Annotated in this window: 21 protein-coding genes and 2 riboswitches; of the genes, 15 read left to right on the forward strand and 6 right to left on the reverse strand. The window is 63.7% G+C overall.

What is annotated here, in order from left to right; genetic code table 11:
• Nucleotides 1-70: 70 nt before the first annotated feature.
• Nucleotides 71-1,675: a sensor domain-containing diguanylate cyclase gene (locus tag ABIC94_RS09245; protein WP_354372717.1), complete on the forward strand. Its 1,605-nt coding sequence runs from the start codon at nt 71-73 to the stop codon at nt 1,673-1,675.
• Nucleotides 1,676-1,742: 67 nt separating this feature from the next.
• The gene (locus ABIC94_RS09250; protein ID WP_354372718.1) at nt 1,743-2,657 is read left to right on the forward strand and encodes a LysR family transcriptional regulator; all 915 of its coding nucleotides are present in this window, start codon (nt 1,743-1,745) and stop codon (nt 2,655-2,657) included.
• A gap of 67 nt (nt 2,658-2,724) precedes the next feature.
• Here ABIC94_RS09250 and ABIC94_RS09255 read toward each other — a convergent pair whose 3' ends face one another.
• Nucleotides 2,725-3,516, reverse strand: a complete 792-nt coding sequence (locus ABIC94_RS09255) for a hydroxyacylglutathione hydrolase (protein ID WP_354372719.1) — start codon at nt 3,514-3,516, stop codon at nt 2,725-2,727.
• Nucleotides 3,517-3,782: 266 nt separating this feature from the next.
• Nucleotides 3,783-5,105: a D-amino acid dehydrogenase gene (locus ABIC94_RS09260; protein WP_354372720.1), complete on the reverse strand. Its 1,323-nt coding sequence runs from the start codon at nt 5,103-5,105 to the stop codon at nt 3,783-3,785.
• Nucleotides 5,106-5,184: 79 nt separating this feature from the next.
• Nucleotides 5,185-5,302: riboswitch (glycine riboswitch) on the reverse strand.
• Between the two features lie 15 nt (nt 5,303-5,317).
• Nucleotides 5,318-5,407, reverse strand: a riboswitch (glycine riboswitch).
• Between the two features lie 255 nt (nt 5,408-5,662).
• Here ABIC94_RS09260 and ABIC94_RS09265 point away from each other — a divergent pair.
• Nucleotides 5,663-7,057: a M20 family metallopeptidase gene (locus tag ABIC94_RS09265; RefSeq protein ID WP_354372721.1), complete on the forward strand. Its 1,395-nt coding sequence runs from the start codon at nt 5,663-5,665 to the stop codon at nt 7,055-7,057.
• Between the two features lie 141 nt (nt 7,058-7,198).
• The gene (locus tag ABIC94_RS09270) at nt 7,199-8,371 is read left to right on the forward strand and encodes a GlxA family transcriptional regulator (protein ID WP_354372722.1); all 1,173 of its coding nucleotides are present in this window, start codon (nt 7,199-7,201) and stop codon (nt 8,369-8,371) included.
• 139 nt (nt 8,372-8,510) lie between these two features.
• On the opposite strand, the gene ABIC94_RS09275 is transcribed toward ABIC94_RS09270, so the two are convergent.
• The 3 genes from ABIC94_RS09275 to ABIC94_RS09285 form a co-directional block, all read right to left on the reverse strand.
• Nucleotides 8,511-8,852, reverse strand: coding sequence for a RidA family protein (locus ABIC94_RS09275; RefSeq protein WP_354372723.1), 342 nt, complete (start codon nt 8,850-8,852; stop codon nt 8,511-8,513).
• Nucleotides 8,853-8,959: 107 nt separating this feature from the next.
• Nucleotides 8,960-9,787, reverse strand: a complete 828-nt coding sequence (locus ABIC94_RS09280; protein ID WP_354372724.1) for an alpha/beta fold hydrolase — start codon at nt 9,785-9,787, stop codon at nt 8,960-8,962.
• 66 nt (nt 9,788-9,853) lie between these two features.
• Nucleotides 9,854-10,699, reverse strand: a complete 846-nt coding sequence (locus tag ABIC94_RS09285) for a glutathione S-transferase family protein (RefSeq protein WP_354372725.1) — start codon at nt 10,697-10,699, stop codon at nt 9,854-9,856.
• A 174-nt stretch (nt 10,700-10,873) separates the two neighbouring features.
• On the opposite strand from ABIC94_RS09285, the gene ABIC94_RS09290 reads away from it, so the two are divergent.
• The 10 genes from ABIC94_RS09290 to acs all read left to right on the forward strand — a co-directional run bounded on the left by ABIC94_RS09290 (nt 10,874) and on the right by acs (nt 21,557).
• On the forward strand, nt 10,874-11,848 hold the full coding sequence (locus ABIC94_RS09290; RefSeq protein WP_354372726.1) for a Bug family tripartite tricarboxylate transporter substrate binding protein: 975 nt from the start codon (nt 10,874-10,876) through the stop codon (nt 11,846-11,848).
• Between the two features lie 168 nt (nt 11,849-12,016).
• Nucleotides 12,017-13,390 (forward strand): SLC13 family permease, encoded by a 1,374-nt coding sequence (locus ABIC94_RS09295; RefSeq protein ID WP_354372727.1) that lies wholly within the window; start codon nt 12,017-12,019, stop codon nt 13,388-13,390.
• Between the two features lie 40 nt (nt 13,391-13,430).
• Nucleotides 13,431-15,113, forward strand: a complete 1,683-nt coding sequence (mdcA, locus tag ABIC94_RS09300; protein WP_354372728.1) for a malonate decarboxylase subunit alpha — start codon at nt 13,431-13,433, stop codon at nt 15,111-15,113.
• Between the two features lie 14 nt (nt 15,114-15,127).
• A complete protein-coding gene (gene mdcC / locus ABIC94_RS09305; protein WP_354372729.1) occupies nt 15,128-15,460 on the forward strand; it encodes a malonate decarboxylase acyl carrier protein in 333 nt (110 codons plus the stop codon).
• Entirely contained in the window at nt 15,457-16,347 is an 891-nt protein-coding gene (locus tag ABIC94_RS09310; RefSeq protein ID WP_354372730.1) for a biotin-independent malonate decarboxylase subunit beta, read from the forward strand. The genes mdcC and ABIC94_RS09310 overlap by 4 nt, the downstream gene beginning before the upstream one ends.
• A 22-nt stretch (nt 16,348-16,369) precedes the next feature.
• The gene (gene mdcE, locus ABIC94_RS09315) at nt 16,370-17,071 is read left to right on the forward strand and encodes a biotin-independent malonate decarboxylase subunit gamma (protein ID WP_354372731.1); all 702 of its coding nucleotides are present in this window, start codon (nt 16,370-16,372) and stop codon (nt 17,069-17,071) included.
• Between the two features lie 25 nt (nt 17,072-17,096).
• A complete protein-coding gene (gene mdcG, locus ABIC94_RS09320) occupies nt 17,097-17,780 on the forward strand; it encodes a malonate decarboxylase holo-[acyl-carrier-protein] synthase (RefSeq protein ID WP_354372732.1) in 684 nt (227 codons plus the stop codon).
• Nucleotides 17,777-18,640 carry a triphosphoribosyl-dephospho-CoA synthase MdcB gene (mdcB, locus tag ABIC94_RS09325; RefSeq protein ID WP_354372733.1) on the forward strand — a complete coding sequence of 288 codons (864 nt, stop codon included), beginning with the start codon at nt 17,777-17,779 and terminating at the stop codon, nt 18,638-18,640. Before mdcG ends, mdcB begins: the two co-directional genes overlap by 4 nt.
• Entirely contained in the window at nt 18,637-19,545 is a 909-nt protein-coding gene (locus ABIC94_RS09330) for an ACP S-malonyltransferase (protein WP_354372734.1), read from the forward strand. The genes mdcB and ABIC94_RS09330 overlap by 4 nt, the downstream gene beginning before the upstream one ends.
• Before the next feature lie 89 nt (nt 19,546-19,634).
• On the forward strand, nt 19,635-21,557 hold the full coding sequence (gene acs / locus ABIC94_RS09335; RefSeq protein WP_354372777.1) for an acetate--CoA ligase: 1,923 nt from the start codon (nt 19,635-19,637) through the stop codon (nt 21,555-21,557).
• A gap of 8 nt (nt 21,558-21,565) precedes the next feature.
• Here acs and ABIC94_RS09340 read toward each other — a convergent pair whose 3' ends face one another.
• Nucleotides 21,566-21,943 carry a YbaN family protein gene (locus ABIC94_RS09340; RefSeq protein WP_354372735.1) on the reverse strand — a complete coding sequence of 126 codons (378 nt, stop codon included), beginning with the start codon at nt 21,941-21,943 and terminating at the stop codon, nt 21,566-21,568.
• Nucleotides 21,944-22,070: 127 nt separating this feature from the next.
• Here ABIC94_RS09340 and ABIC94_RS09345 point away from each other — a divergent pair, with 127 nt between their 5' ends.
• Nucleotides 22,071-22,223, forward strand: a complete 153-nt coding sequence (locus ABIC94_RS09345; protein WP_354372736.1) for a hypothetical protein — start codon at nt 22,071-22,073, stop codon at nt 22,221-22,223.
• Nucleotides 22,224-22,238: the final 15 nt, after the last annotated feature.

A 22,238-nucleotide genomic window follows, 5' to 3' on the forward strand; every position in this document is an offset into this window, starting at 1 on the left:
AGGAGTTCCGAAGCGAATTGAACGCAGGTGAAGCCGGCGAGCGGAGTTTTTTTGTAGAGTCGGGCCTTCGATGAAAAAAGCTCCCTCTCCTCCGTCGCCCGAGACGGTTCCCGATACGTCCATTGGCTCGAGGTCATCGAACGACGCGAGCGCCCTCGCCCGAAAAACGGACGCGCAAAAAAGTCGCGTCATCTTCGGTACTACTTTGTTTGTAGTCTTTGTGTGCGTGGCATTGCTGGCCATGAACGCATGGCTGGTCATTCGCGCACGCACGGCGGAAAACGAGCAGATCGCGCGGGCGAATACCAACCTGGCGCGGGCAGTCAGCCAGCAGATCGACAGTACCGTCGCCCTGGCCGAGCACATCATCTCGGGCATCGTCTTCGAGCTCGAGCGCGCGGACATCACGCCCGAGACGCTGCAGCGTCTTCAACCTGTTCTCGTGAACCATGCTTCCGAAGTCCAGGCCATCAAGGGGCTCTTCATCTACGACGAGCAAGGCCGCTGGCTGGTCTATTCCGAGGCATCCCCGGCGGGTACTAAAAACAACTCGGACCGCGAGTATTTCATTTACCACCGAACCAACCCGAGCGCGCGGACGCTGATCAGCGGCCCCATCGTGAGCCGCTCTTCGGGCGAGTGGGTGATTCCGGTTTCGCGCAGGATCAACGACCCGGACGGCAACTTTGCCGGCGTGGTGCTGGTCACGCTCAGCGTCAAGCACCTGCTGAGCGTGCTGGACCGCTTTCAGATCGGCGAGCAGGGAGCTATTGCGCTGTTCGGAACCGACCAGCTCCTGCTTCGCCGCCCCTTCAGGGAAGCCGACATGAACAGGCGCAATACGGACTCGCCGTTCCAAAAGCGATTCCAGGCCTCGCGTTCGGGCACCGTCGAAGGAAGATCGGCGATTGACGGCGTGACGCGGATCATCAGCTTCGAACACCTTCTGGACTACCCGCTCTTCGTGACCGTTGCGGTCGGCAAGGACGAGGCGCTGCAGGAATGGAAATCCGCATCGATCTATCAAACGACCTGGGTGGTCCTTCTGTGCCTGATCATCGGCGTGTCGGGCCGCTACCTGATCCGGTCGATGCGCAGGCGCCTGGTGGCGGAACTGCATTTGCAAAGTACGCGGGACGCACTGACGGAGGCCAATGAACGGCTGGAACATCTTGCGCAGGAAGACGGGCTGACAGGCCTGGCCAATCGCCGCTACTTCGACGCCCGGCTGCTCCTCGCATTTCTGCAGGCGCAGGAGGGCCAAATGCCGTTGGCGGTCGTCATGGTCGATGTCGACGAGTTCAAGAAATACAACGATCTGTACGGCCATCTTGAAGGCGATGAGTGCTTGCGGCGAATCGCCCACGCGCTTCGCTCCGCGGTGTGGCGCTCGGCCGATCTGGTCGCGCGCTACGGGGGAGAGGAAATGGTCCTGCTGTTGCCCGCGACCGACGCCGAAGGTGCGCTCGAGGTCGCGCAAAGGGCGCGGCTGGCCGTGGTCGATCTGCAAATTCCTCATGCGGCGGCAGCGCTGGGCACGGTTTCCATCAGCCTTGGCGTGGCGGCTTGGGTTCCGGAGCCCGGCAGCACGCCGTTCGAGCTTTTGAAAGCCGCGGACGAAGCGCTCTACCTCGCCAAGCAGGAGGGGCGCAACACAGTCATGGTGCACGAATGACCTGTTGGCTGCGCAAGACCGCGCAGCGGCACCAGGGTTACGATCGGATGTCATTCGCAGGCCGCCCATGCTCCCCCACGTCGACGAAGAGATCACCTTCCGCAAACTCGAGATCCTGCTGGCCTTCATGGAGGCCGGCAATCTGGCCCGCGCGGCGGAAAAGCTCGACATCAGCGCCGTGAGCGTGCACCGCGCCCTGCATTCGCTGGAAACCGGCTTGCGCTGCGCCCTCTTCCGGCACGAAGGCCGCAACCTGCACCCGACCGAAGCCGCCCATGCGCTGGCAGAGGTGGCGCATGACGTGCTTCGCACCATGTCCGAGGGCGTTCGCGCCACGCGGGAAGTCGCCGGCTACTCGGCCGACCGGATTCGCATCGGTTCGCTCTACTCCCTGACGAGCCGCACGGTGCCGCAGCTGATCATGGGCATGAAACTGCGCAAACCCGACCTGCACACGGAACTCGTGCTCGGCTCCAACGCGCACCTGCTGCAGAAGCTGCGGGATGGCGCCATCGACGCCGCGCTCATGGCCATTCCCGAAGGTGTTTCCGATGTCGAGTCGGAACCGCTGTTCGAAGACGACATCCAGTTTGCCGCCCCCGTAGGCTCGCCCTACTCCGCGCTGGCCGAGATCGACCTGAGCAGCTGCGCCGGCGAACGCTTCGTGAGCCTGAGCGAAGGTTTTGTCACCTACCGGGGTTTTGTCGAAACCTTCCGCATCGCCGGCTTCACGCCCAATGTGGTGATGAAGACCGACGACATCTTCTCGCTGATGAACCTGGTGAGCGGCGGCGTCGGCTACACGCTGCTGCCAGGGCGGGTGCGCGGCGTGATGCCGCAGAAGGTGCAGCTGATTCCGCTGCAACCCCGGTATTTGATGCGCCAGACCATCGCGCTCAATTTCTTGCGCACGCGCGAGCGCGACCCGAACCTGCTTGCGCTGCTGTCGGTGTGCCGCCTGGCAAGAGCCGAACTCGGCTGAGCGCGGGCCGCCTGATCGATGCGGCGCTGTCCGGCCCCGCACGGGCGGCGTAGTGTCGGCTAGCGGCTCACCACGTATTGCGCAGCTCGCGAAGCTTGACGAACACGGTCTTTGGGTCCGGCTCCTCGGGCAGATCGGGAAAGGCCTCGCGAAGCGCCGCAATGACACTCGGGCTCGACAGGCGCAGGAAGGTGTTGATCTGCTTCTCCTCGCGGAGCGTCGTGACGCGCGCCTTGGCCGGGTCATGCCCTGCCACACCCGGCAGCAACGCCTTGGCGGCGGCGTTGTCGGGCTCGCGCGCAAGCGTGAAACGCAGGTTGTTCTCGATGTAGTCGTGGCCGGCGTAGACGCGGGTGTCGTCGGGCAGCCTGGCGAGTTGCTCGACGAAGGTGGTGTACATGTCTTCCACATTGCCGCCGTTGTGGCAGTTGCCCGCGCCCGCGTTGAACAGCGTGTCGCCGGAGAACAGCGCCGGCCTGTCGGTGTGAGAGCGCAGGCAGATGTGGCACATCGTGTGGCCGGGCGTGTCCATGCATTCGAGCTCGACGGTCTTGCCGACCTTGATCACGTCGCCGGCCTTGACGCCGCGATCCATGCCGGCAATGCGAGAGCCTGCCTGGTGGTGCGCAATTACTTTGGCGCCGGTCGCCGCGACGACTGCCTCATTTCCGCCGGTGTGGTCGTGGTGCTCGTGAGTATTGAGGATTTGCGTGATCTGCCAACCCTTGTCCTTTGCGGCCGCCAGGCATTTCTGATGGTCCAGGGGATCGATGGCAAGAGCCTCGCCGCTCTCGGGGCAAACGATCAGGTAGTTGTAGTTGCGATAGGCGTTGCCGGTCCAGATGCGTTCGACGATCATTTGTCGCTCCAAGTATGAGATACGAAAGGCACTGACTTAACCCCGATGCCGTTGATGTGCTTCGTTCGGTGGCTCGGCACGGCTGCAAACATCGCGTGGCTGCATCCAAGCGGCTTCTTCCATTGCTCCCGAGCGAACGACCAACCGGTGAATAAACGATCCAGCACGTTGCAGAAATCGACGCAACCGCTCCTTCATACCACCACCGACCAGGGTGCTCCGCCCCCCGTTTGAATTGCTTTCCGATGCGAAGCCATGGCAACTCGCTACGCAGATGGCCCACCAACCTGCGGCGCCAATGCTTTGCGTCGTGTCCCGTCCGTCAAGCCGGTGAACGTGAAATCGACCTCAGGCCTCAGCCCGCTCACGATGCGCGCGATCGATTTGCCCGAGCCGCAGGCGTGCGTCCAGCCAAGCGTGCCGTGCCCGGTGTTGAGGAACAGGTTAGGCAGCTTGGTCTTGCCGATCAGCGGCACATTGCTCGGCGTCGCGGGGCGCAGGCCGGTCCAGAACCGGGCCTGCGCGGTGTCACCGGCACCTGGGAAGAGCTCTTCGACGCGCCGCACGATCGCCTCGCAGCGCAGGCGGTTGAGGTCGCGGTCGTAGCCGTTGAGCTCGGCCGTGCCGGCGATACGCAGGCGGTCGCCACTGGCCGAGGTGTAGCGGGAGAACACGAGCTTGTATTCGTCGTCCGTCAGCGAGACTTGGTGCGCCTTCGAGGCGTCCTTGACTGGCAAGGTCACCGAATAACCCTTGGCCGGATAGATCGGCAGTCGAATGCCCAGCGGCGCGGCATAGAGCGGGCTTAGCGAGCCCATCGCCAGAACGAAGGTCTCGCCCCGGATTCGCTGGAAGCGGCCTTCGTTGTCGGTAGCTTCGACGTGGTCGATGCTCCCGCCGGTCTCGCGCAGCGCAGTGATGGTGTGGCTCATGAGGAACTTCACACCGGCTGCGGCCGCGAGGCCGACCAGTTCGCGCGCAAAGCGGTTGGCGTCGCCCGATTCGTCTTCGGCCGTGTAGGTGGCACCGGCCAGTTGCGGTCGGATGTGAGCCAGCGCAGGCTCGATCGTCACCGCCTCATCGGCCGAGATCACCTGACGCTCGCAGCCCAGGGCGCGCATCTGCTCGGCCGGCTTCAGCGCCCCGTCGAATTCCTTCTGCGTCGTGTAGAAGTGCAAGATGCCCTGCGTACGCTGGTCGTATTGGAGGCCGGTGTCGGCGCGCAGCTGCTGCAGCGTGTCACGGCTGTAGGTGCCCAGGCGCACGATCTGCTCGATGTTGTGGCGCGTGCGCGCCGGGGTGCATTCGCGCAGGAACTGCAGGCCCCAGAGCCACTGGCGCATATCGGCACGAATGCGAAAGAGCAGTGGAGCGTCTTCTTTGCCCAGCCATTGCAGCACCTTGAGTGGCGCACTCGGGTTGGCCCAGGGTTCGGCATGGCTGACCGAAATCTGCCCGCCATTGGCAAAGCTGGTTTCGGCGGCCGGCGTGGCCTGCCGGTCGATCACGGTCACTTCGTGGCCGAGTTGCTGGAGGTAGTAAGCCGAGGTCACGCCGAGCAAGCCGGCGCCAAGAACGATTACGCGCATTTCGAGAACCCTTGAGGTTGCAGCGCTCAAACGCAAATGGAAGCTCGAAAAGAAAGCAACCGGATCTTGCGTCCAAGTTGCCGCTCCCCCTGTCCTCGGTACCTGAGAGATTCACCCGCTGCGCCCGCAACGGGTTTGCTCCTTCGGTGCACCACGCTCACATTCCAATGGCGTGATGGCTCTCCAGACGGCTTTGACAATTGATGCAGTACAGACCCATCGCGTGGGCCGACCTGAGCGTTTATGGGAGTTTGCGCCTTCGGTGGAACCGCCTTCGCGGCCCGCTCTCCTGCTAATTCCAAGCTTATTCCAATGCGCTGGAATCAATAGAATTTCAAAGCCAAGAGAATATAAAAAAATCGCCGCCTTTTCCGGTCACGTCGCAATTATCCAAATTCAAGCGCGCATTTATCCTATTGAACCGGTTGGCAGCGCGATATCGTCTTGGGCAGTCTGCTACACGAAAGTACCTTCATGCGTCTCCTAGCAAAGTGCACTCCCATGGGTGTCCCCCTTAGTGGGATTGGCCGCCGTCGAGAAGCCCTGCGGGGGGCAGAATGACGCGCGACGCCGCGCTGGCCCATGCTGCCGGTCACTTCGACAACGGCGACTTCGTGCGCGACCTGTCGCGCCGTATCGCATTCCGCACCGCCAGCCAGGAGCCGGATTCCGGACCGGCACTGGCCGCCTACCTGCAGGACGAGATCGGCCCTTCATTGGCCAAGCTGGGCTTCAGCTTCAGCATCTACCCCAACCCCGAGCCCGCCTACGGACCGTTCCTGGTCGCCAGCCGCCATGAAGGCGATGACCTGCCCACCGTGCTGATGTATGGCCACGGCGACGTCATCCGAGGCCAGGACAAGAGCTGGACCTGCGGCCAGGGACCGTGGACGCTGGCGGTGGACGGTGAACGCCTTTATGGGCGGGGCACCGCCGACAACAAGGGCCAGCACAGCATCAACATCGCCGCGCTGGCCACGGTGCTGGCGCTGCGCGGCCAGTTGGGCTTCAACATCAAGTGGCTGCTGGAAACCGGCGAAGAGACCGGCTCGCCGGGCTTGGCCGCTTTCTGCTCTGCGCAGCAGGAACTGCTGGCCGCCGATGTGCTGATCGCCAGTGACGGCCCGCGCGTGGGCCGTGACCAGCCCACTGTCTTCCTGGGCTCGCGCGGTGTGGCGAACTTCAGTCTCACGCTGAACCTGCGCGGCGGTGGAGGTCACCACAGCGGCAATTGGGGCGGCCTGCTGCGCAACCCCGGAACGGTACTGGCCAACGCCATTGCCAGCATGGTGGACGCCCACGGCGTGATCCGTGTCCAGGGCCTGCGCCCGCCGCCCATCCCGGCCAACGTGCGCGCCGCACTGCAGGGCCTGCGCTTTGGTGGTGACGCCGGCGACCCGGAAGTCGACGCCGGCTGGGGCGAGCCCGGCCTGACTCCGGCCGAACGGGTGATCGCCTGGAACACACTGGAAGTGCTGGCCTACAAGACCGGCAACCCGGACTTCCCGGTCAACGCAATTCCGCCCGCAGCACAGGCCTTCATGCACATGCGCTTTGTCGTCGGCACCGACGTAAGCCGGTTGCGTGATGTCGTGCTGCAGCACCTGTCGACGCATGCCTTCGAAGGCATCGAAGTCAGCGAACCCGAAATCATGCGCGCCACCCGGCTGAACCCGGACAACGCTTGGGTGCGCTTCACGCTGGCCAGCATCGAGCAGAGCACCGGCAAGAAGCCCGTGCTGCTGCCCAACCTGGGCGGCAGCCTGCCCAATGATGTGTTTGCTGACATCCTGGGCCTGCCCACCGTGTGGGTGCCGCACAGCTATGCAGCCTGCCAGCAGCACGCGCCCGACGAGCATCTGCTGGCACCGGTGGCGCGCGAGGCGCTGCAACTGATGACGGGCTTGTTCTGGGACCTCGCGGCGGCCGCGCCGACGCTTCCGCGACGCTGAACGGCCACCGATCGCGTGCCGCAGCGGAGCCGTGAAGTACGACTATCCGCTTACCTTCTATGCGACAAGTGCCATGAGCATCGGATTGCGCGCGAACCTGCTGTGACTGCTACGATGCGCGACCTTGTGGCAGGAGATTCCATGATGATGCCGGTTCTGGGTGTGAAGGCCGAGACCGCCAAGCTGGCGCGGCGACGAGTGAGGGTCGGCTTCATCCTCCTTCCGGGCTTCACGATGTTTTCGTACTCCGCCCTGGTCTATATCCTGAAGCATTGCACCGACCCGGCAGCTGCGGTCGGCGTCGACTTTGAATATGTAGTTCTAGGACAGAAGCCCGCCGAGACGACCTGCGGTGTCCAAGTACCTCCGACAGCGCCCCTGAACGCTGCTCGCGATTGCAACTACGTTTTTGTGATCGGTGGAAAGACGGCAGTTCCTGTCGAGGACCGCAGATCGATTCTGGAAGCACTCACGAACGCCGATAGAAATAGCGCGACCCTTGTCGGAACAGGTTCGGGGCTGTTTGTGCTGATCGAGGCAGGATTTTTCGATAAATTGCCGTGTGCGACCGATTGGTATCGGGGCGCCGACCGAGATACCCGTTTTGCGGAAGTTCAGCAGATCCCAGGCGTTAACTTGATGGTGAGCGGCAGGCGAGTTAGCTGTGCCGGAGGACTCGCGGCGCTGGAACTCGGATCATGGCTCCTGGAACGTCACTACTCCGCTATCGGCGCCGAGATTCCCGCACCGCAGGAACTTTCGGCCTCCCCTCCCGAAGCTGAGCAGAATGTCGAAGAAAGAGAAAATCCACTCGATCCGAGAGTGCTTCGGGCGCTCAAGATCATCGAGAGAAATCTTGGACAGGAGCCATTGAAGGTCGAATCCCTAGCATCATCCCTGGGGATTTCCAAGCGGCAGATAGAACGGCTTTTCCAGCAGGAAATGAAGCAGCCGGTTCAGCAATATTGCCGGCAGCTCAGACTCGCATATGGATATTGGCTTCTTCTGAATAGCCCCAAGTCGATCACCGAAATTGCGACAATCACCGGTTTTTCCGATAGCTCTCACTTCAATCGATGTTTTCGAACTCAGTTTGCAATGACTCCATCGCAGGCACGCCAATCAAAAGTGAGCGTGGATGATGTGATGTCGCCGCAATGGGCTTCTCTTTACGAAAGAACTGTAAAGAGCGACCAAGACCTGGACTTGTCGAGATCAAGAAAGTCGGTTTACACAAGTCTGGCTCATTCTGTGGGTGCCTCTCCAGGCAAGATCGATCCCGATGCCGCTTTGACCGAGACAGAAACCAACTAGGCGACCGCCCGTCTCTAACGGCCGCCCGGCAAGAGCTTCTTGCGCTTGGGCGTTCTCGCTCACCTGGACGTCCTCTCTCAATCCCGCTTGCCGGCCCATCGGAGCGATAGGCCGGCTTTTTTTCTCAAATCCGGACGGGTCAGATCGCTGCCGTGACGATGAACTCGACCTTGTATTTCGGGGTAGTGAGCTTGGCTTCGCTGGTGGCGCGGGCCGGGGGGTTGGCCGGATCGATCCAGGCTTCCCAGACGGCATTCATTTCCCCGAAATTCGCGATGTCCGAGAGATAGATGATCGTCTGCAGAATCTTCGACTTGTGGCTGCCGGTGGCAGCGAGCAGTTGGTCGACTTGAGCAAGTGCGCTCTTGCACTGGTCGGTGACGCTTTCGCCTTCGCCGACGCGGCCGGCGAGATAGACGGTGTTGCCGTGGACGACGGCGTTGCTCATGCGGGCGCCCGGTTCGATGCGTTGAATGCTCATGGAATTCTCCTGAAAAATTGAGCTGCGGGAAAAGGCTCCGCGTGAAAGCGGGCCCGTGAAATCATTAGGCGCGGAATTGCTGCTTCTTTGAAATGCAACTGCGAAGTCTAGGCGGATTTCGATACATCGCCTTCGCCGCGCATGATGGATTGGGCGAATGAGACAAGTACAGCCGCAGCCTCAGAAACTTTCTCCGGAAGAAGTGCGTGCCCGGAACCATGAATGATCTCCATCGTCGTTCGATGGCCTACGCGATCCCGCAAGAAGTCTTCTTCGGGTACGGGCGCGATCTTGTCAAATTCAGGCGCGACGTAAAGCACCGGCAAATTCTTGCCTACTTCGGTCCAACTGCTGTCGGCCGTTGCATTCGTCGCTGCAAGCTGGAATTTGGAGACTTCCGTATGCCACCCGCCCAACCAAACGGAAGCATCGTGCCCCGGAGCGAAGAAGTCCCGCTCCAGATAAAACAGCCGATCTGCGTCCGGCTTGGAATTGTCAGATACGACATTGACTGAAATCAAAAGCTCGGGCGATATCGTGCTGCCGATAATGGCCGCCAAAAGCGCCACAGATTTTGTCATCGATGGCCAATGATGAGCGAGAACCCGGGCGACCCAATTTCCGAATGCATGGCCCACCACACACAATACCTCGGGCTTTCCTGGTGCGCAGTCAGCTTCGATCGCGGCAACAACATCAGCGGCAAGATCAATCAACGTGATGCCTTCGGTCGGCCCCGTGCTCTCGCCTATGCCGCGTGGCTGAGGTCGCAATACGCGAAATCCAGCCGCTGCGATTATTGGTGCAATTTCATCGAAATCAGTCGCCCCTCTCGCCAGCGAGGGCAGCAAGACAATACGCGGCCCCTCACCTTCGACCAGAAGTTCGACCTGCCCTTCATGCGTTGGGATCAGTTTGCGCTCGAATTTTGACATTTTGTATCCTAATTTGATGGTGATAGTCCGTTGAAACCGTAGGCAGCAGCTTTGCAAGACTACTGCTTACTGAGACTGGGAGCCATCGAAAAATCTACTGGAGACCAGAGAAGGACGCGACTGCATCGATCGGTGCCAGCTAGAGAGCACCGGATATTTTTCTCGCCAGCCAAGCCTGGGAAATCGAAAGTCGGCATATTCGGCAACAATGGCAAGCGTAATTGACGACAACCCAAAAGGCCGTTGCCCCACTTGCTCGGCTGCCGCCTCCAATTTTGCCCATATCATGCTCGACTTCAAATTGAATGCATTGATAAGTGCAATCTGCTTTGCGTCCTTCATGGATTCGATGCGCCATTGCACCAACAGATCGAGAAATCCATTGCACAACGCATGGAACCGAAGCTCTTCAATTCGGGCTTCAGGCGATGACGGAATGAGCTTGGCGCCACCTGCGACGTGTTCGAGGTGCTCGATGATTACGAGGCTATCGTAGAGCGCAGTTCCATCATCCAGAACGAGCGTTGGAAGTTGTCCGAGCGGGTTGTATTGCAACAAAGCCAAATCTGGCTTATTTGGTGCAACGCGGGTTGGAATCGTTTCCAACCTGTCGGCCAGCCCCAGCTCGTGGGCACTTACGACGACTTTCCTGACGAATGGGGACGTTGATGACCAATATAGTTTCATGAAGAGAATTCCTTGGCTATTAATCTGAAACATTGATCGATGCTCGCCGGTGACCAACGCAGCCAGAACTCGCCACCGCCACCCAAATCGAAGGTTCTCGGTTCGATCAATAACGGAATTCTCGACCCATTGCGATGGGATCGATAGGATTGCAAAGCCGTGAGAACATGAAAGCTCCGCCGCCGTTGCCGAGGATGTCGCAATCATCCAAACTTCGGAGCGCATTTATCCTATCGCGACGACCTGATAACGAGATATCGTTCCACGCAGTCAGTTTATAGGGGAGTATTTTTTCATGCGCTTCCTAGGAAAGTGCATAGCGTCAGTCGCCACATTCGAGCGACAAGAAATCGACCTGTCTTTCTGCTTTCGCATCTGGTCTCGTTTTGCACAATTGCCATGAAAAATCTTGTACAAATTGCACTTTCACTTGCCGTCATTGCTGCTTCGCAGGGCGTTGTTGCCCAGACTTTCCCTGCCAAGCCCGTGACCATCGTGGTTCCCTACTCCGCGGGCGGCCCCGTAGATAATCTTTCCCGGTCATTGGGCATCAGGCTCACCAAGGAGTGGGGCCAGCCAGTGCTGGTTTTGAACAAAACAGGCGCCAATGAGATTATTGGTGCCGAGCTCGTGGCCAAGAGTCCGGCCGATGGCTACACGTTGTTTGCGGCGACGGAGGCGGCGTTGACCATGAATCCGCACCTGTACAAGAAATTGCCCTATAACCCTGAAAAAGACTTTGCGCCCATCTCGCGGTTGATCACTGTGCCAATGGTCTTTTTGGTACCGCAAAACTCGAAGGCCAACACCCTTAAAGAGTTCGTGCAACTGGCACATAACGCCAAAGACAAGCCCATGAGCTACGGTTCTTCCGGCGCTGGTGGCATTGTCCATTTGCCCTTGGCCATGTTTGCCAAACAAGAGCATCTGGAAATGGTGCACGTGCCCTACAAGGGCGCAGCCCCCCTGATCCCCGACATCATTTCGGGCCAAGTGGATTCGGCGATCCTCGGTGTGTCAGTCGTCGAGCAACACGTCAAATCGGGCAAGATGAAGGCGCTCGCTATTTCCGGCGACAGCCGCAGTGTTGCCTTGCCAGACGTGCCAACGTTCAAGGAAGCGGGCGTCAAAGACATCAATGGCGCTTTCAATATCGGGCTCGTGGCACCCGCGGGAACGCCCTCGGCCGTGGTGGACAAAATCGCCAGCGACGTTCGCAAGATTCTGATGGATCCCGATTTCCGCCGCACGCAGATCGACGCCTATTCTTATGTGGCTATCGGTTCCACGCCTGCGGAGTACAGGAGCTTTCTGGCACAAGACTTCAAGGTGCAGGCTGAACGCGTGAAGATTTCTGGCGCCACGCTCGACTGATTGCCCCTTGCCCAGCTTGTGGTCGAACCAGGGTTAACCCTCGATCGTTTCACATGGCGTAAAGGTCGAAGACGCCGCTTCATTGATCGTCCCGGAGGGGGTGCGTACCGTACGGACCCAGACGCGTGGTGCCATGTGCGTCGTACCTAAAACACCGGAGACGCCTCGATGAGTTCACATTGGATTTCGATTTACGCGCTGGTCGGCATGTTCGTGCTGGCCACTGTGCTGCCCATCAACATGGGCGTGATCGCCTTCGTCGGTGCGTTCCTGGTCGGCACGCTGGTGGCCGGCATGAACACGAAGGCGATCATGGGCGGCTTTCCGGCCGACCTGTTTCTCACGCTGGTGGGCATCACCTACCTGTTCGCGCTGGCGCAGAACAACGGCACCATCGATTGGCTCGTGAGGCTGGCGGTGCGCGCCGTGCGCGGGCGCATTGCCGCCATTCCCTGGATCATGTTTCTCATTGCGGCGCTGCTCACGGCAGTGGGCGCGGTCAGCCCGGCGGCGGTGGCCATCATCGCGCCTATCGCGCTCGGCTTTGCCGCCAAGTACGGCATCAATCCGCTGCTCATGGGGCTGATGGTCGTGCACGGCGCGCAAGGGGGCGGCTTTTCGCCGATCAGCATCTACGGGGGCATCACCAACAAGATCGTCGCCAAGGCCGGCCTGCCGCTGAACGAGATGGCCACCATGCTCGCAAGCCTCGGCGTCAACCTGTCGGTGTCGCTGCTGCTGTTCTTCCTGATGGGCGGCATGAAGCTGCTGCGGCAGCGCGCGAATGCCGACGGCACCGCACCGCTCGTGCAGCGCGTTTCGCATGGCCAAAGCGGCGCGCAGGTGTATGGCGATGCCGAGGGCGAATCGTTTCCCGAAGAACGGCGCATCGCGGCGCGCGCAGAAAACTCGCTGATGGAGTCATCACGCGCCGAAGCGGCGAACCCTGGCTCGCATGCCTACCGCATCGCCACCGTGGCCGGACTGCTGGCGCTGGCCGTGCTGACGCTGTTCTTCAAGCAGGACATCGGCTTCGTCTCGATCAGCATCGGCCTTGTGCTGACGCTGATGGCGCCCAACCTGCAAAAGCGCGCGCTGGGCCAGGTGTCGTGGCCGGAGATCATGCTGATCGTGGGCGTCAGCACCTACGTGGGCGTGATGGACAAGATGGGCACGATCGACTTCGTCGGCCACAGCGTGGCCGGACTCACCTCGCCCATGGTCGCCGCGCTGCTGCTGTGCTTCGTCGGCGCCGTGGTCTCGGCCTTTGCTTCGTCGACCGCCGTGCTCGGCTCGCTGATTCCGCTGGCGGTGCCGTTCCTGCAGGGCGACACGGGCGTGAGCGCCATCGGCTTCATCGCGGCAATGGCCGTGTCCTCGACCATCGTCGACGTCAGTCCGTTCTCCACCAACGGGGCGCTGGTGCTTGCCAACGCCAAGGGCGTGGACCGGGACGTGTTCTTCCGGCAGCTGATGGTGTATGGCGCCATCGTGACGCTGGTGGCGCCGGTGGTGGTGTGGCTGCTCTTCGTGGTGCTGTGAGGGCCCCAATGTTTTCGATCGAACTTCAACTCCTTTTCCTATGATCTCCAGATCCTGGACCTCCAAGGCCGACGACCGCAACATGCGGTTGGCACGCGCGGCCGACGCACTCGGAAACCGGCTCGCCGGCAAGCGCGTCGACACCGAAGCCATCGCCACCCTTCTCGAGGCGGTGCTCTCGCCGGGCGACCGTGTCTGCCTTGAAGGCAACAACCAGAAGCAGGCTGACTTTCTCGCGCGCGCACTGGTCCAGGTCGATCCGGCAAAGGTGCATGGCCTGCACATGGTGCAGTCGGTGCTGGCGCTGCCGGAGCATCTGGACGTTTTCGAGAACGGCGTGGCCGCCCGGCTGGACTTCAGCTTTTCGGGGCCTCAGGGTGCGCGGCTGGCCAAGCTGGTGTCTGCGGGGCGCATCGAGATCGGCGCCATCCACACCTACCTCGAACTGTTCGCGCGCTACTTCGTCGACCTGACGCCCAAGGTCGCGCTGGTCGCCGCGCAGGCGGCTGATGCCGAAGGCAATCTCTACACCGGCCCCAACACCGAAGACACGCCGGCCATCGTCGAAGCCACGGCGTTCTCGGGCGGCATCGTGATTGCGCAGGTCAATGAAATGGTCGACGGCAAGACCACCACGCTGCCGCGCGTCGACATTCCCGCCGACTGGGTGAGCTTCGTGGTGAAGGCGCCGCACCCCAATTTCATCGAACCGCTGTTCACGCGCGACCCGGCGCAAATCAGCGAAGTCCAGATCCTGATGGCGATGATGGCCATCAAGGGCATCTATGCCGAGTACGGCGTGCAGCGCCTGAACCACGGCATCGGCTTCGACACCGCAGCGATCGAGCTGCTGCTGCCGACCTATGCAGAGTCGCTCGGCCTGAAGGGCAAGATCGGCAAGCACTGGGCGCTGAACCCGCATCCGGCGTTGATTCCCGCGATCGAGGCGGGCTGGGTGGAGTCGGTGCACTCCTTCGGCTCCGAGCTGGGCATGGAAGACTACATTCGCGCGCGTTCCGACGTGTTCTTTACCGGTCCCGACGGCAGCCTGCGCAGCAACCGGGCGTTCTGCCAGGCGGCGGGCCACTACGCCTGCGACATGTTCATCGGCTCGACCTTGCAGATTGACCTCGATGGCAACAGCTCCACCGCCACGCTGGGCCGCATCGCCGGCTTCGGCGGCGCGCCCAACATGGGCGCCGACGCGCGCGGCCGCCGGCATTCGAGCCCGGCCTGGCTCAAGGCCGGGCGCGAAGCGCGTGCCGGGCGCACCGGCGCGGCCGGCACGCCGCGCGGGCAAAAGCTGGTGGTGCAAATGGTCGAGACCTTCCGTGAGCACATGCAGCCGGCCTTCGTCGACCGGCTCGATGCCTGGACCCTGCAGGAGCAGGCCGGCATGGAACTGCCGCCGATCATGATCTACGGCGACGACGTCTCGCACGTCCTCACCGAAGAAGGCATTGCCAACCTGCTGATGTGCCGCAGCGATGCGGAGCGCGAGCAAGCCATCCGCGGCGTGGCTGGCTATACCGCGGTGGGCCTCGCGCGCGACAAGCGCGCGGTCGAGAACCTGCGCGACCGCGGCGTGATCCGCCGGCCGCAGGACCTGGGCATCGACCCCCGCCAGGCCACGCGCAACCTGCTGGCCGCACGCAACATGCGCGACCTCGTGCGCGCCTCCGGCGGCTTGTACCAACCGCCCAAGCGCTTCAGAAACTGGTAGCAGGAGATTCAACGATGAGCGACATTCCCGCAGGGCTCGAAACCCTGGACTTTTCTTTTTCCGGCGGCCGGCCGGCCGGTGCCTTTGCGCCGGTGCTCGTCGGTGTGGTTGGGTCCGGCAACCTCGAAGTCATGCTCGAGCCGGCCGCCGGCAACGGCTGCGCGGTGCGCGTCGAGACATCAGCGCGCGGCTTCGGCCCGATCTGGCAGGCCGTGATGAACGACTTTCACGCCCGGCATCCGCTGGCCGGCGTGCGCGTCTCTATCAACGACATGGGCGCCACACCCGCAGTGGTGAGCCTACGGCTGGACCAGGCTGTGGCCGAGATTGCCGGAGGCGGGGCATGATCAGCTATGCCGAATGCTCGGCGCGCGAGCGGCTGGCGCTGCTGCTCGATGCCGGCAGTTTTCATGAATGGCTGCCTCCGAGCGAGCGGGTCATGAGCCCGCACCTGGCGCAGTTGGGCGTGCCCTCGGCCTTCGACGACGGCGTGGCGGTCGGCCGCGCGATGCTCGATGGCCGCAGCGTGTTCGTGGCTGCGCAGGAAGGCGCGTTCATGGGCGGCGGTGTCGGCGAGGTGCATGGCGCCAAGCTGGTCGGCCTGCTACAGCGTGCGTTGCGCGACCGGCCGGCGGCCGTGCTGCTGCTGGCCGAATCGGGCGGCGTGCGATTGCACGAGGCCAACGCCGGACTCATTGCGGTGTCGGAAGTGATGCGCGCATTGCTCGACGTGCGCGCCGCCGGCATTCCGGTGCTGGTGTTGATCGGCGGCGCCAACGGCTGCTTCGGCGGCATGGGCATCGTCGCGCGCTGTGCCGACCACATCGTGATGAGCGACGTCGGCCGGCTGGCGATGTCGGGCCCCGAGGTGATCGAGGCTTCCCACGGCGTGGATGAATTCGATTCGCGCGACCGGGCACTGGTCTGGCGCACCACGGGCGGCAAGCACCGCTGGCTCACTGGCGACTGCGATGCGCTGGTCGACGACGACGTTGCCGCTTTTCGCGCGGCGGCCATTTCGGCCCTCAATGAATCAAAGCCGTTGACTCTTGCGGCGCTGGAGCAGGAGCATGTTCTGCTCACGGAGCGCCTGCACGCCCTGCCCTCCACTGACACCACCGGCACCACTGACAGCGACGAAGCGACGCTGCTCTGGACCGCGCTCGGCATTCCCGATGCGCAGCGGGTACCCGAGCTCTCGGTGGATGCCGTCCGCGCGCTGCGCACCGTTTGACAGATACAGACAGAGGCAATCCATGCAATGGAATTCACTCGTCACCCAGCTCTTCGGCCCGTACCACGGCATGCGCGAAGACGGTGATTTTCTGCAGGGCGAAGTCATCTTCGACGGCGAGCCTGTTGCGGTGATCGGCACCACGAACCACGCACCGATCGGGGTCCGGCTCGCGCTGGCCCAGGCCCGCGTGGTGCTGGACACCATCACACAGCACCCGGGCCGGCCGATCCTGCTGCTGATCGACACCCAAGGCCAGCAACTGCGCCGGCGCGACGAACTGCTCGGCATCAACCGCGCGATGGCGCACCTGGGCGCAAGCATCGACCTGGCACGGCGGCGCGGCCACCGCGTGATCGGCCTGGTGTACGACCAGGCGCTGTCCGGCGGCTTCATTACCTCGGGGTTGATTGCCGACGCCTGCTACGCGCTGCCGGACGCCGAGATTCGCGTGATGCGCATTCCCGCCATGGCCCGCGTGACCAAGCTGCCGGAAGAAAAGCTCACTGCCCTGTCGCAGTCCAACCCGGTGTTCGCACCCGGCGTGCAGAACTATGTGGCGATGGGCGGCGTGAGGGCGCTTTGGCGGGGCGACTTGCAGGCCTGCCTGCGCGATGCGCTGGCCCCCGCGCCCACAGAAGACCGGCGCGCGCGGGACGGCGCCGAACGAGGCGGACGCCGCCTGGCCGCCGCTGTCGTGCAGCGCGTGCTGGACGCCGCTTGACCGCCGCCTGAATACGCAAACCGCCATGGTTCCTCTGCATCGCCATCAACTCGCCCGGCTCTCCACGAGCGGCTGGGCCGCCGTGCTGGGCCGGCCGTGGGACGAGCAGGCACGCGAATGCCTTGCGCATTGGGCGTCGCATCAACTGCCGCTGGTCGTGACGCGGCAGCCAGCCGATTCCGCTGCCAGCGAACGGATCGCGCTCGGTTTGCCGGCGCCCGCGGGGTGGGGCAAGCGCCGGCTTGCACTGCAGGTGCCGCACGCCGCGGTGCTTGGCCTCGACGAGTTCCCGCGGCTTGCCGACATGCGCGATCTGCTGCCACCGCCAGCGCAAGGTGCAATCCGCGAATTGCTCGGACGACTCGATGAATGCCACGCCACAGCGCGCGTGTTCGGCAGCTACGGCTGGCAGGCGATCAGCGGCCTCGATCACGTGCACCCGACCTCCGATCTCGACCTGTCGGTCTCCGTCGAGGGCGCGGCACATGCGGACGCCGTGGTTCGGGCGCTTGCGTCGTTCGAGGCGCCATGGCCGCGGCTGGACGGCGAGCTCCTGTTCAATGACGGCTCGGCGGTGGCGTGGCGTGAATGGCGCGAGTGGCGCGCCGGCCGCGCGCGCGCCGTGTTGGTCAAACGGCTCGACGGCGTGTGCATGCAACGCGATACCGCCTGGTGCGGGCAAGCCGACATGACGGAGCTGGCCGCATGAAAAACTCCGCGCGCTCGCTGCAGCCGCAAGCGCCGCTCACACCGCAGATGATCGGGCGCGCCGCCACGCTCGCGCTCTACGACGAACTCGCCCTGTCGCCCAAGCCCGGCCTGGTCACCCTGATCGACCGAGGCAGCCACGACGACATGGACGCGCACACCTTCATGCGCAGCCTGTTCTCGCTGCGCCGCTACTTCGTCCAGATTGCCGAAGCCGGCGCTGCAGGCGCGGATTTTCCGGTGCTCGAACGGCTTGGCATTGCGGCCGAGGCGCGCATGCTGGCCGCCACCGGCGGCGTCAACACGCACCGCGGGGCCATCTTCATGCTCGGCCTGTTGTGCGCCGCGGCGGGTGCCGCCCTGCAAGAGCAAGGCGGTGCGTTGCACCCGGCAGCGTTGCGTGACGCGCTGCGCCGGCACTGGGGCGAGGCGCTGGCCAGGCGCAGCCAGAGGCCATCCGTACTGCCCGGCGGCATCGCCGCACGGCGCCACGGCCTGCGCGGCGCATCCGAAGAGGCGGCGCTGGGCTTTCCGGTGCTGTTCGAAACAGCCCTGCCCGCATTGCAAGGCTCATTGGCCCGCGGCCTCACGGCTCGCCAGGCCCGGCTCGACGCCCTGTTCCACATCATCGCGGTGCTGGACGACAGCAACCTGGCGCACCGCGGCGGCCTTGCGGGCCTGCGCGGCGCCCAACGCGCGGCGCAAGGCTTCCTGGCCCGGGGAGGCATCGCGCGGCCTCAAGGGCTGCAGGAGGCGCAAGCCATTGCAGACGATTTCGTGCGGCAGCGCCTGTCGCCCGGCGGCGCGGCAGACACGCTCGCCGCCGCCTGCTGGCTCCAGCGCGTGTGCCCTGCCCCATGAGCTACGCGCTGCTTTTTTCCGGCCAGGGCACCCAGCACCCTGCCATGCTCCCCTGGCTAGCGGACGACGCCATCGTGCGCGGCATGTGCGTGCGGCTCGGCGTCGGCGATTGGCGCCGTGCGCTCGCCGATCCGGAATGGGCCGAGCGGAACAGCAATGCGCAGATGCTCCTGACGAGCCTTGCGTTGGCAGCCTGGGGGCAACTCGCGCCCATGGTTCCGCCGCCGGCCGCGGTTGCCGGCTACAGCGTGGGCGAGCTCGCCGCGTTCAGCGCGGCCGGCGTGATCGATCCCGGCGCGGCGGTAGCGCTTGCGCCGCAGCGGGCCGAGGCGATGGATCGTTGCGCGGCCCATGCGCCCGGTGGCCTGCTGGCTGTCAGCGGCTTGCCGGAGCAAAGGCTCGAGCAGTTGCGCACCGAAGCGGGACTCGAACTCGCGATTCGCAACGGCAATGCCAGCATGGTCCTCGGCGGCCCGGTGGCCGCGTTGGATGAGGCCGAGCGCATGGCCCTGGCAGCCGGTGCGCAGTGCACGCGCCTGCGGGTCAACGTCGCATCCCACACGCCCTGGATGCGCGAGGCGGCAGAGAGTTTTTTTCAGACCCTCGCGAAGGTGCCGTTTAGCGCACCCCGCGTCGTGCTGTTCAGCAACACGGGGGACCGCATGCGCGATGCGAACTCTGCCCGCACGGCATTGACCGCCCAGATCGCGCAGACGGTCCGCTGGGACGAATGCATGGAAAACATCATGGCGCGGCAGGTGCGCTGCGTGCTGGAGGTCGGGCCGGGCCAGGCACTGGCGCGCATGTGGAACCAGCGCTATCCCACCGTTCCGGCACGCGCCTGCGACGACTTCCGCAGTGCCGCAGCCATTGCAGCCTGGTTGAACAGCCATTCGGACCGATGAATCAGTCCGCTCGGCGTCTTGAATCGAACAACAGGAGATCCATCGTGAGCACCCAAGAACCGACAACCCCTTTCATTCCCGCCCCGGAGATGAAGGATGCCCACGTGTACGGCATGGCCGCGTACGACAAGCTGGTGGCCGAGGCGGAAGCCGACTACAGCGGCTATTGGTCCCGACTTGCGCGCGAGTTCCTGAACTGGAAAACCCCGTTTACCAAGGGGCTCGACGACAGCCAGGCCCCCTTCTTCACGTGGTTCGAAGACGGCACGCTCAACGTGTCCTACAACTGCCTCGACCGCCAGGTGGAGCGCGGCCTGGGAGACAAGACCGCGATCATCTTCGAAGCCGACGACGGCCAGGTCACCCGGGTGAGCTATCGCGAGCTGCTCTCGCGCACCTGCCGCATGGCCAATGCGCTGAAGGCGCGCGGCGTGAAGAAAGGCGACCGCGTGGTCATCTACATGTCGATGAGCATCGAGGGCGTGGTCGCCATGCAAGCTTGCGCGCGCATCGGGGCCACGCATTCGGTGGTGTTCGGCGGCTTCTCGGCGCAGAGCCTGCGCGACCGCATCCAGGATGCCGGGGCCGTCATGGTCGTCACCGCCGACGAACAGCTGCGCGGCGGAAAGCAGCTGCCACTCAAGGCCATCGTCGACGAAGCCATTGCACTGGGCGGCTGCGAGAGCGTGAAGAACGTCATCGTCTACCGGCGCACCGGCGGCCCGATCGGATGGGCTCCGTCGCGCGACCGCTGGCTGCACGAAGAAACGCAAGCGCAGCCGGAGACCTGCGAACCCGAATGGGTGGGTGCCGAGCATCCCCTGTTCGTGCTCTACACCTCCGGGTCGACCGGCAAGCCGAAGGGCGTGCAACATTCCAGCGGCGGCTACCTGCTGCACGCGGTGCTGACGACGAAGTGGACCTTCGACCTGAAGCCGGACGACGTGTTCTGGTGCACTGCCGATATCGGCTGGGTCACGGGCCACAGCTACATCGCCTACGGCCCGCTGGCGCTGGGCGCCACCGAAGTCGTGTTCGAGGGCGTGCCCACGTATCCGGACGCCGGCCGCTTCTGGAAGATGATCCAGGACCACAAAGTGAGCGTGTTCTACACCGCGCCGACGGCCATCCGCTCGCTCATCAAGGCGGCCGAGGCCAACGAAGCCGTGCACCCGAAGCGCTACGACCTGTCGAGCCTGCGCATCCTGGGTTCCGTCGGCGAGCCGATCAACCCGGCCGCGTGGGAGTGGTTTCACCAGCATGTCGGTGGCGGCCGTTGCCCCATCGTCGACACCTTCTGGCAAACGGAAACGGGCGGCCACATGATCACGCCGCTGCCGGGCGCCACGCCGTTGGTGCCGGGCTCGTGCACCCTGCCTTTCCCGGGCATTGCGGCGGCCATCGTCGACGAGACCGGTGCCGATGTGCCCAACGGCCAGGGCGGCATTCTCGTGGTGAAGAAGCCCTGGCCGAGCATGATCCGCACGATCTGGGGCGACCCGGAACGCTTCAAGGCGAGCTACTACCCGCCCGAACTCAAGGGCTACTACCTCGCGGGCGACGGCGCCATCCGCGATGCGAAGACCGGCTATTTCACGATCACCGGCCGCATCGACGATGTGCTCAACGTCTCGGGCCACCGCATGGGAACGATGGAAATCGAATCGGCGCTGGTGTCTTGCACCGCCCTGGTGGCCGAAGCCGCGGTGGTCGGTCGCCCCGACGACACCACGGGCGAAGCGATCTGCGCCTTCGTCGTGCTGAAGCGCACGCGCCCCACCGGGGAAGAAGCGAAGAAGATCGCGAACGAACTGCGCAACTGGGTCGCCAAGGAGATCGGCCCCATCGCCAAGCCCAAGGACATCCGCTTTGGCGACAACCTGCCGAAGACGCGCAGCGGCAAGATCATGCGCCGGCTGCTGCGGTCCGTGGCCAAGGGCGAGGCCATCACCCAGGACACATCCACGCTGGAGAATCCGGCCATCCTGGAGCAGCTATCAGAACGGAACTGAGGGCACCATCACGGCTCGGGCCGCCTCCACAGCCAGATCGCGACCACGGCCATGAGCAGCGGCGCGCCGATCTTCACGGCGATGTGGGCGTTGGTGGCGAGCAGCACGGCTGAACTGAAGATCATCATCCAGCTGGCCGCCCACTTTGCGCGGCGCGGTACGCAGCCTCCCTCCCGCCATTGCCGGATGTACTTGCCGTAGCGCGGGTGCCCGACGAGCCACTGCTCCAAGGCGGGCCAGCCGTGTCCGCCCGCCCAGGCGGCGGCGAGCAGAAAAGGTACCGTCGGCAGAACGGGGAGAAAGACGCCGAGCAGGCCGAGAGCGACCAGCATCAGCGCCAGCACACGCCAGAGCACTTTCGCGACAGAAGCGCCCAGTCGCCTCAACGGGCGCCTCCTAGGGAATGCTCGGCCGGGAATGAGGGTTGCAGCATCGGCCGATGGTAGGCCAATGCCGATCGAAACAGTCTGGCGTGTAGCAGGCAATGTCGAGTGCCGGTCAGTACGTCGCCACATGCACGCGCTCGACCCGGCTGTGCGGGAGAGGTTGCTGAAGACAGGTACCGAGCCCGTTGGGCCGACGCCCCAGAAACTGGCGGCAATCCAGCAACAGGATTCCGACAAGTGGGCGAAGCTGGTGCGCGCCGAGAACATCAAGGCCGAATGATGACGAACACCCATA

The organism is Variovorax paradoxus (assembly GCF_040544635.1).
Lineage (GTDB): Bacteria > Pseudomonadota > Gammaproteobacteria > Burkholderiales > Burkholderiaceae_C > Variovorax > Variovorax paradoxus_R.

Coding starts and splice junctions, on each gene's coding strand:
- ABIC94_RS09245 (WP_354372717.1), top strand. CDS start 71: ATGAAAAAAGCTCCCTCTCCTCCGTCGCCCGAGACGGTTCCCGATACG.
- ABIC94_RS09250 (WP_354372718.1), top strand. CDS start 1,743: ATGCTCCCCCACGTCGACGAAGAGATCACCTTCCGCAAACTCGAGATC.
- ABIC94_RS09255 (WP_354372719.1), bottom strand. CDS start 3,516: ATGATCGTCGAACGCATCTGGACCGGCAACGCCTATCGCAACTACAAC.
- ABIC94_RS09260 (WP_354372720.1), bottom strand. CDS start 5,105: ATGCGCGTAATCGTTCTTGGCGCCGGCTTGCTCGGCGTGACCTCGGCT.
- ABIC94_RS09265 (WP_354372721.1), top strand. CDS start 5,663: ATGACGCGCGACGCCGCGCTGGCCCATGCTGCCGGTCACTTCGACAAC.
- ABIC94_RS09270 (WP_354372722.1), top strand. CDS start 7,199: ATGATGATGCCGGTTCTGGGTGTGAAGGCCGAGACCGCCAAGCTGGCG.
- ABIC94_RS09275 (WP_354372723.1), bottom strand. CDS start 8,852: ATGAGCATTCAACGCATCGAACCGGGCGCCCGCATGAGCAACGCCGTC.
- ABIC94_RS09280 (WP_354372724.1), bottom strand. CDS start 9,787: ATGTCAAAATTCGAGCGCAAACTGATCCCAACGCATGAAGGGCAGGTC.
- ABIC94_RS09285 (WP_354372725.1), bottom strand. CDS start 10,699: ATGCGCTCCGAAGTTTGGATGATTGCGACATCCTCGGCAACGGCGGCG.
- ABIC94_RS09290 (WP_354372726.1), top strand. CDS start 10,874: ATGAAAAATCTTGTACAAATTGCACTTTCACTTGCCGTCATTGCTGCT.
- ABIC94_RS09295 (WP_354372727.1), top strand. CDS start 12,017: ATGAGTTCACATTGGATTTCGATTTACGCGCTGGTCGGCATGTTCGTG.
- mdcA (WP_354372728.1), top strand. CDS start 13,431: ATGATCTCCAGATCCTGGACCTCCAAGGCCGACGACCGCAACATGCGG.
- mdcC (WP_354372729.1), top strand. CDS start 15,128: ATGAGCGACATTCCCGCAGGGCTCGAAACCCTGGACTTTTCTTTTTCC.
- ABIC94_RS09310 (WP_354372730.1), top strand. CDS start 15,457: ATGATCAGCTATGCCGAATGCTCGGCGCGCGAGCGGCTGGCGCTGCTG.
- mdcE (WP_354372731.1), top strand. CDS start 16,370: ATGCAATGGAATTCACTCGTCACCCAGCTCTTCGGCCCGTACCACGGC.
- mdcG (WP_354372732.1), top strand. CDS start 17,097: ATGGTTCCTCTGCATCGCCATCAACTCGCCCGGCTCTCCACGAGCGGC.
- mdcB (WP_354372733.1), top strand. CDS start 17,777: ATGAAAAACTCCGCGCGCTCGCTGCAGCCGCAAGCGCCGCTCACACCG.
- ABIC94_RS09330 (WP_354372734.1), top strand. CDS start 18,637: ATGAGCTACGCGCTGCTTTTTTCCGGCCAGGGCACCCAGCACCCTGCC.
- acs (WP_354372777.1), top strand. CDS start 19,635: ATGAAGGATGCCCACGTGTACGGCATGGCCGCGTACGACAAGCTGGTG.
- ABIC94_RS09345 (WP_354372736.1), top strand. CDS start 22,071: ATGCACGCGCTCGACCCGGCTGTGCGGGAGAGGTTGCTGAAGACAGGT.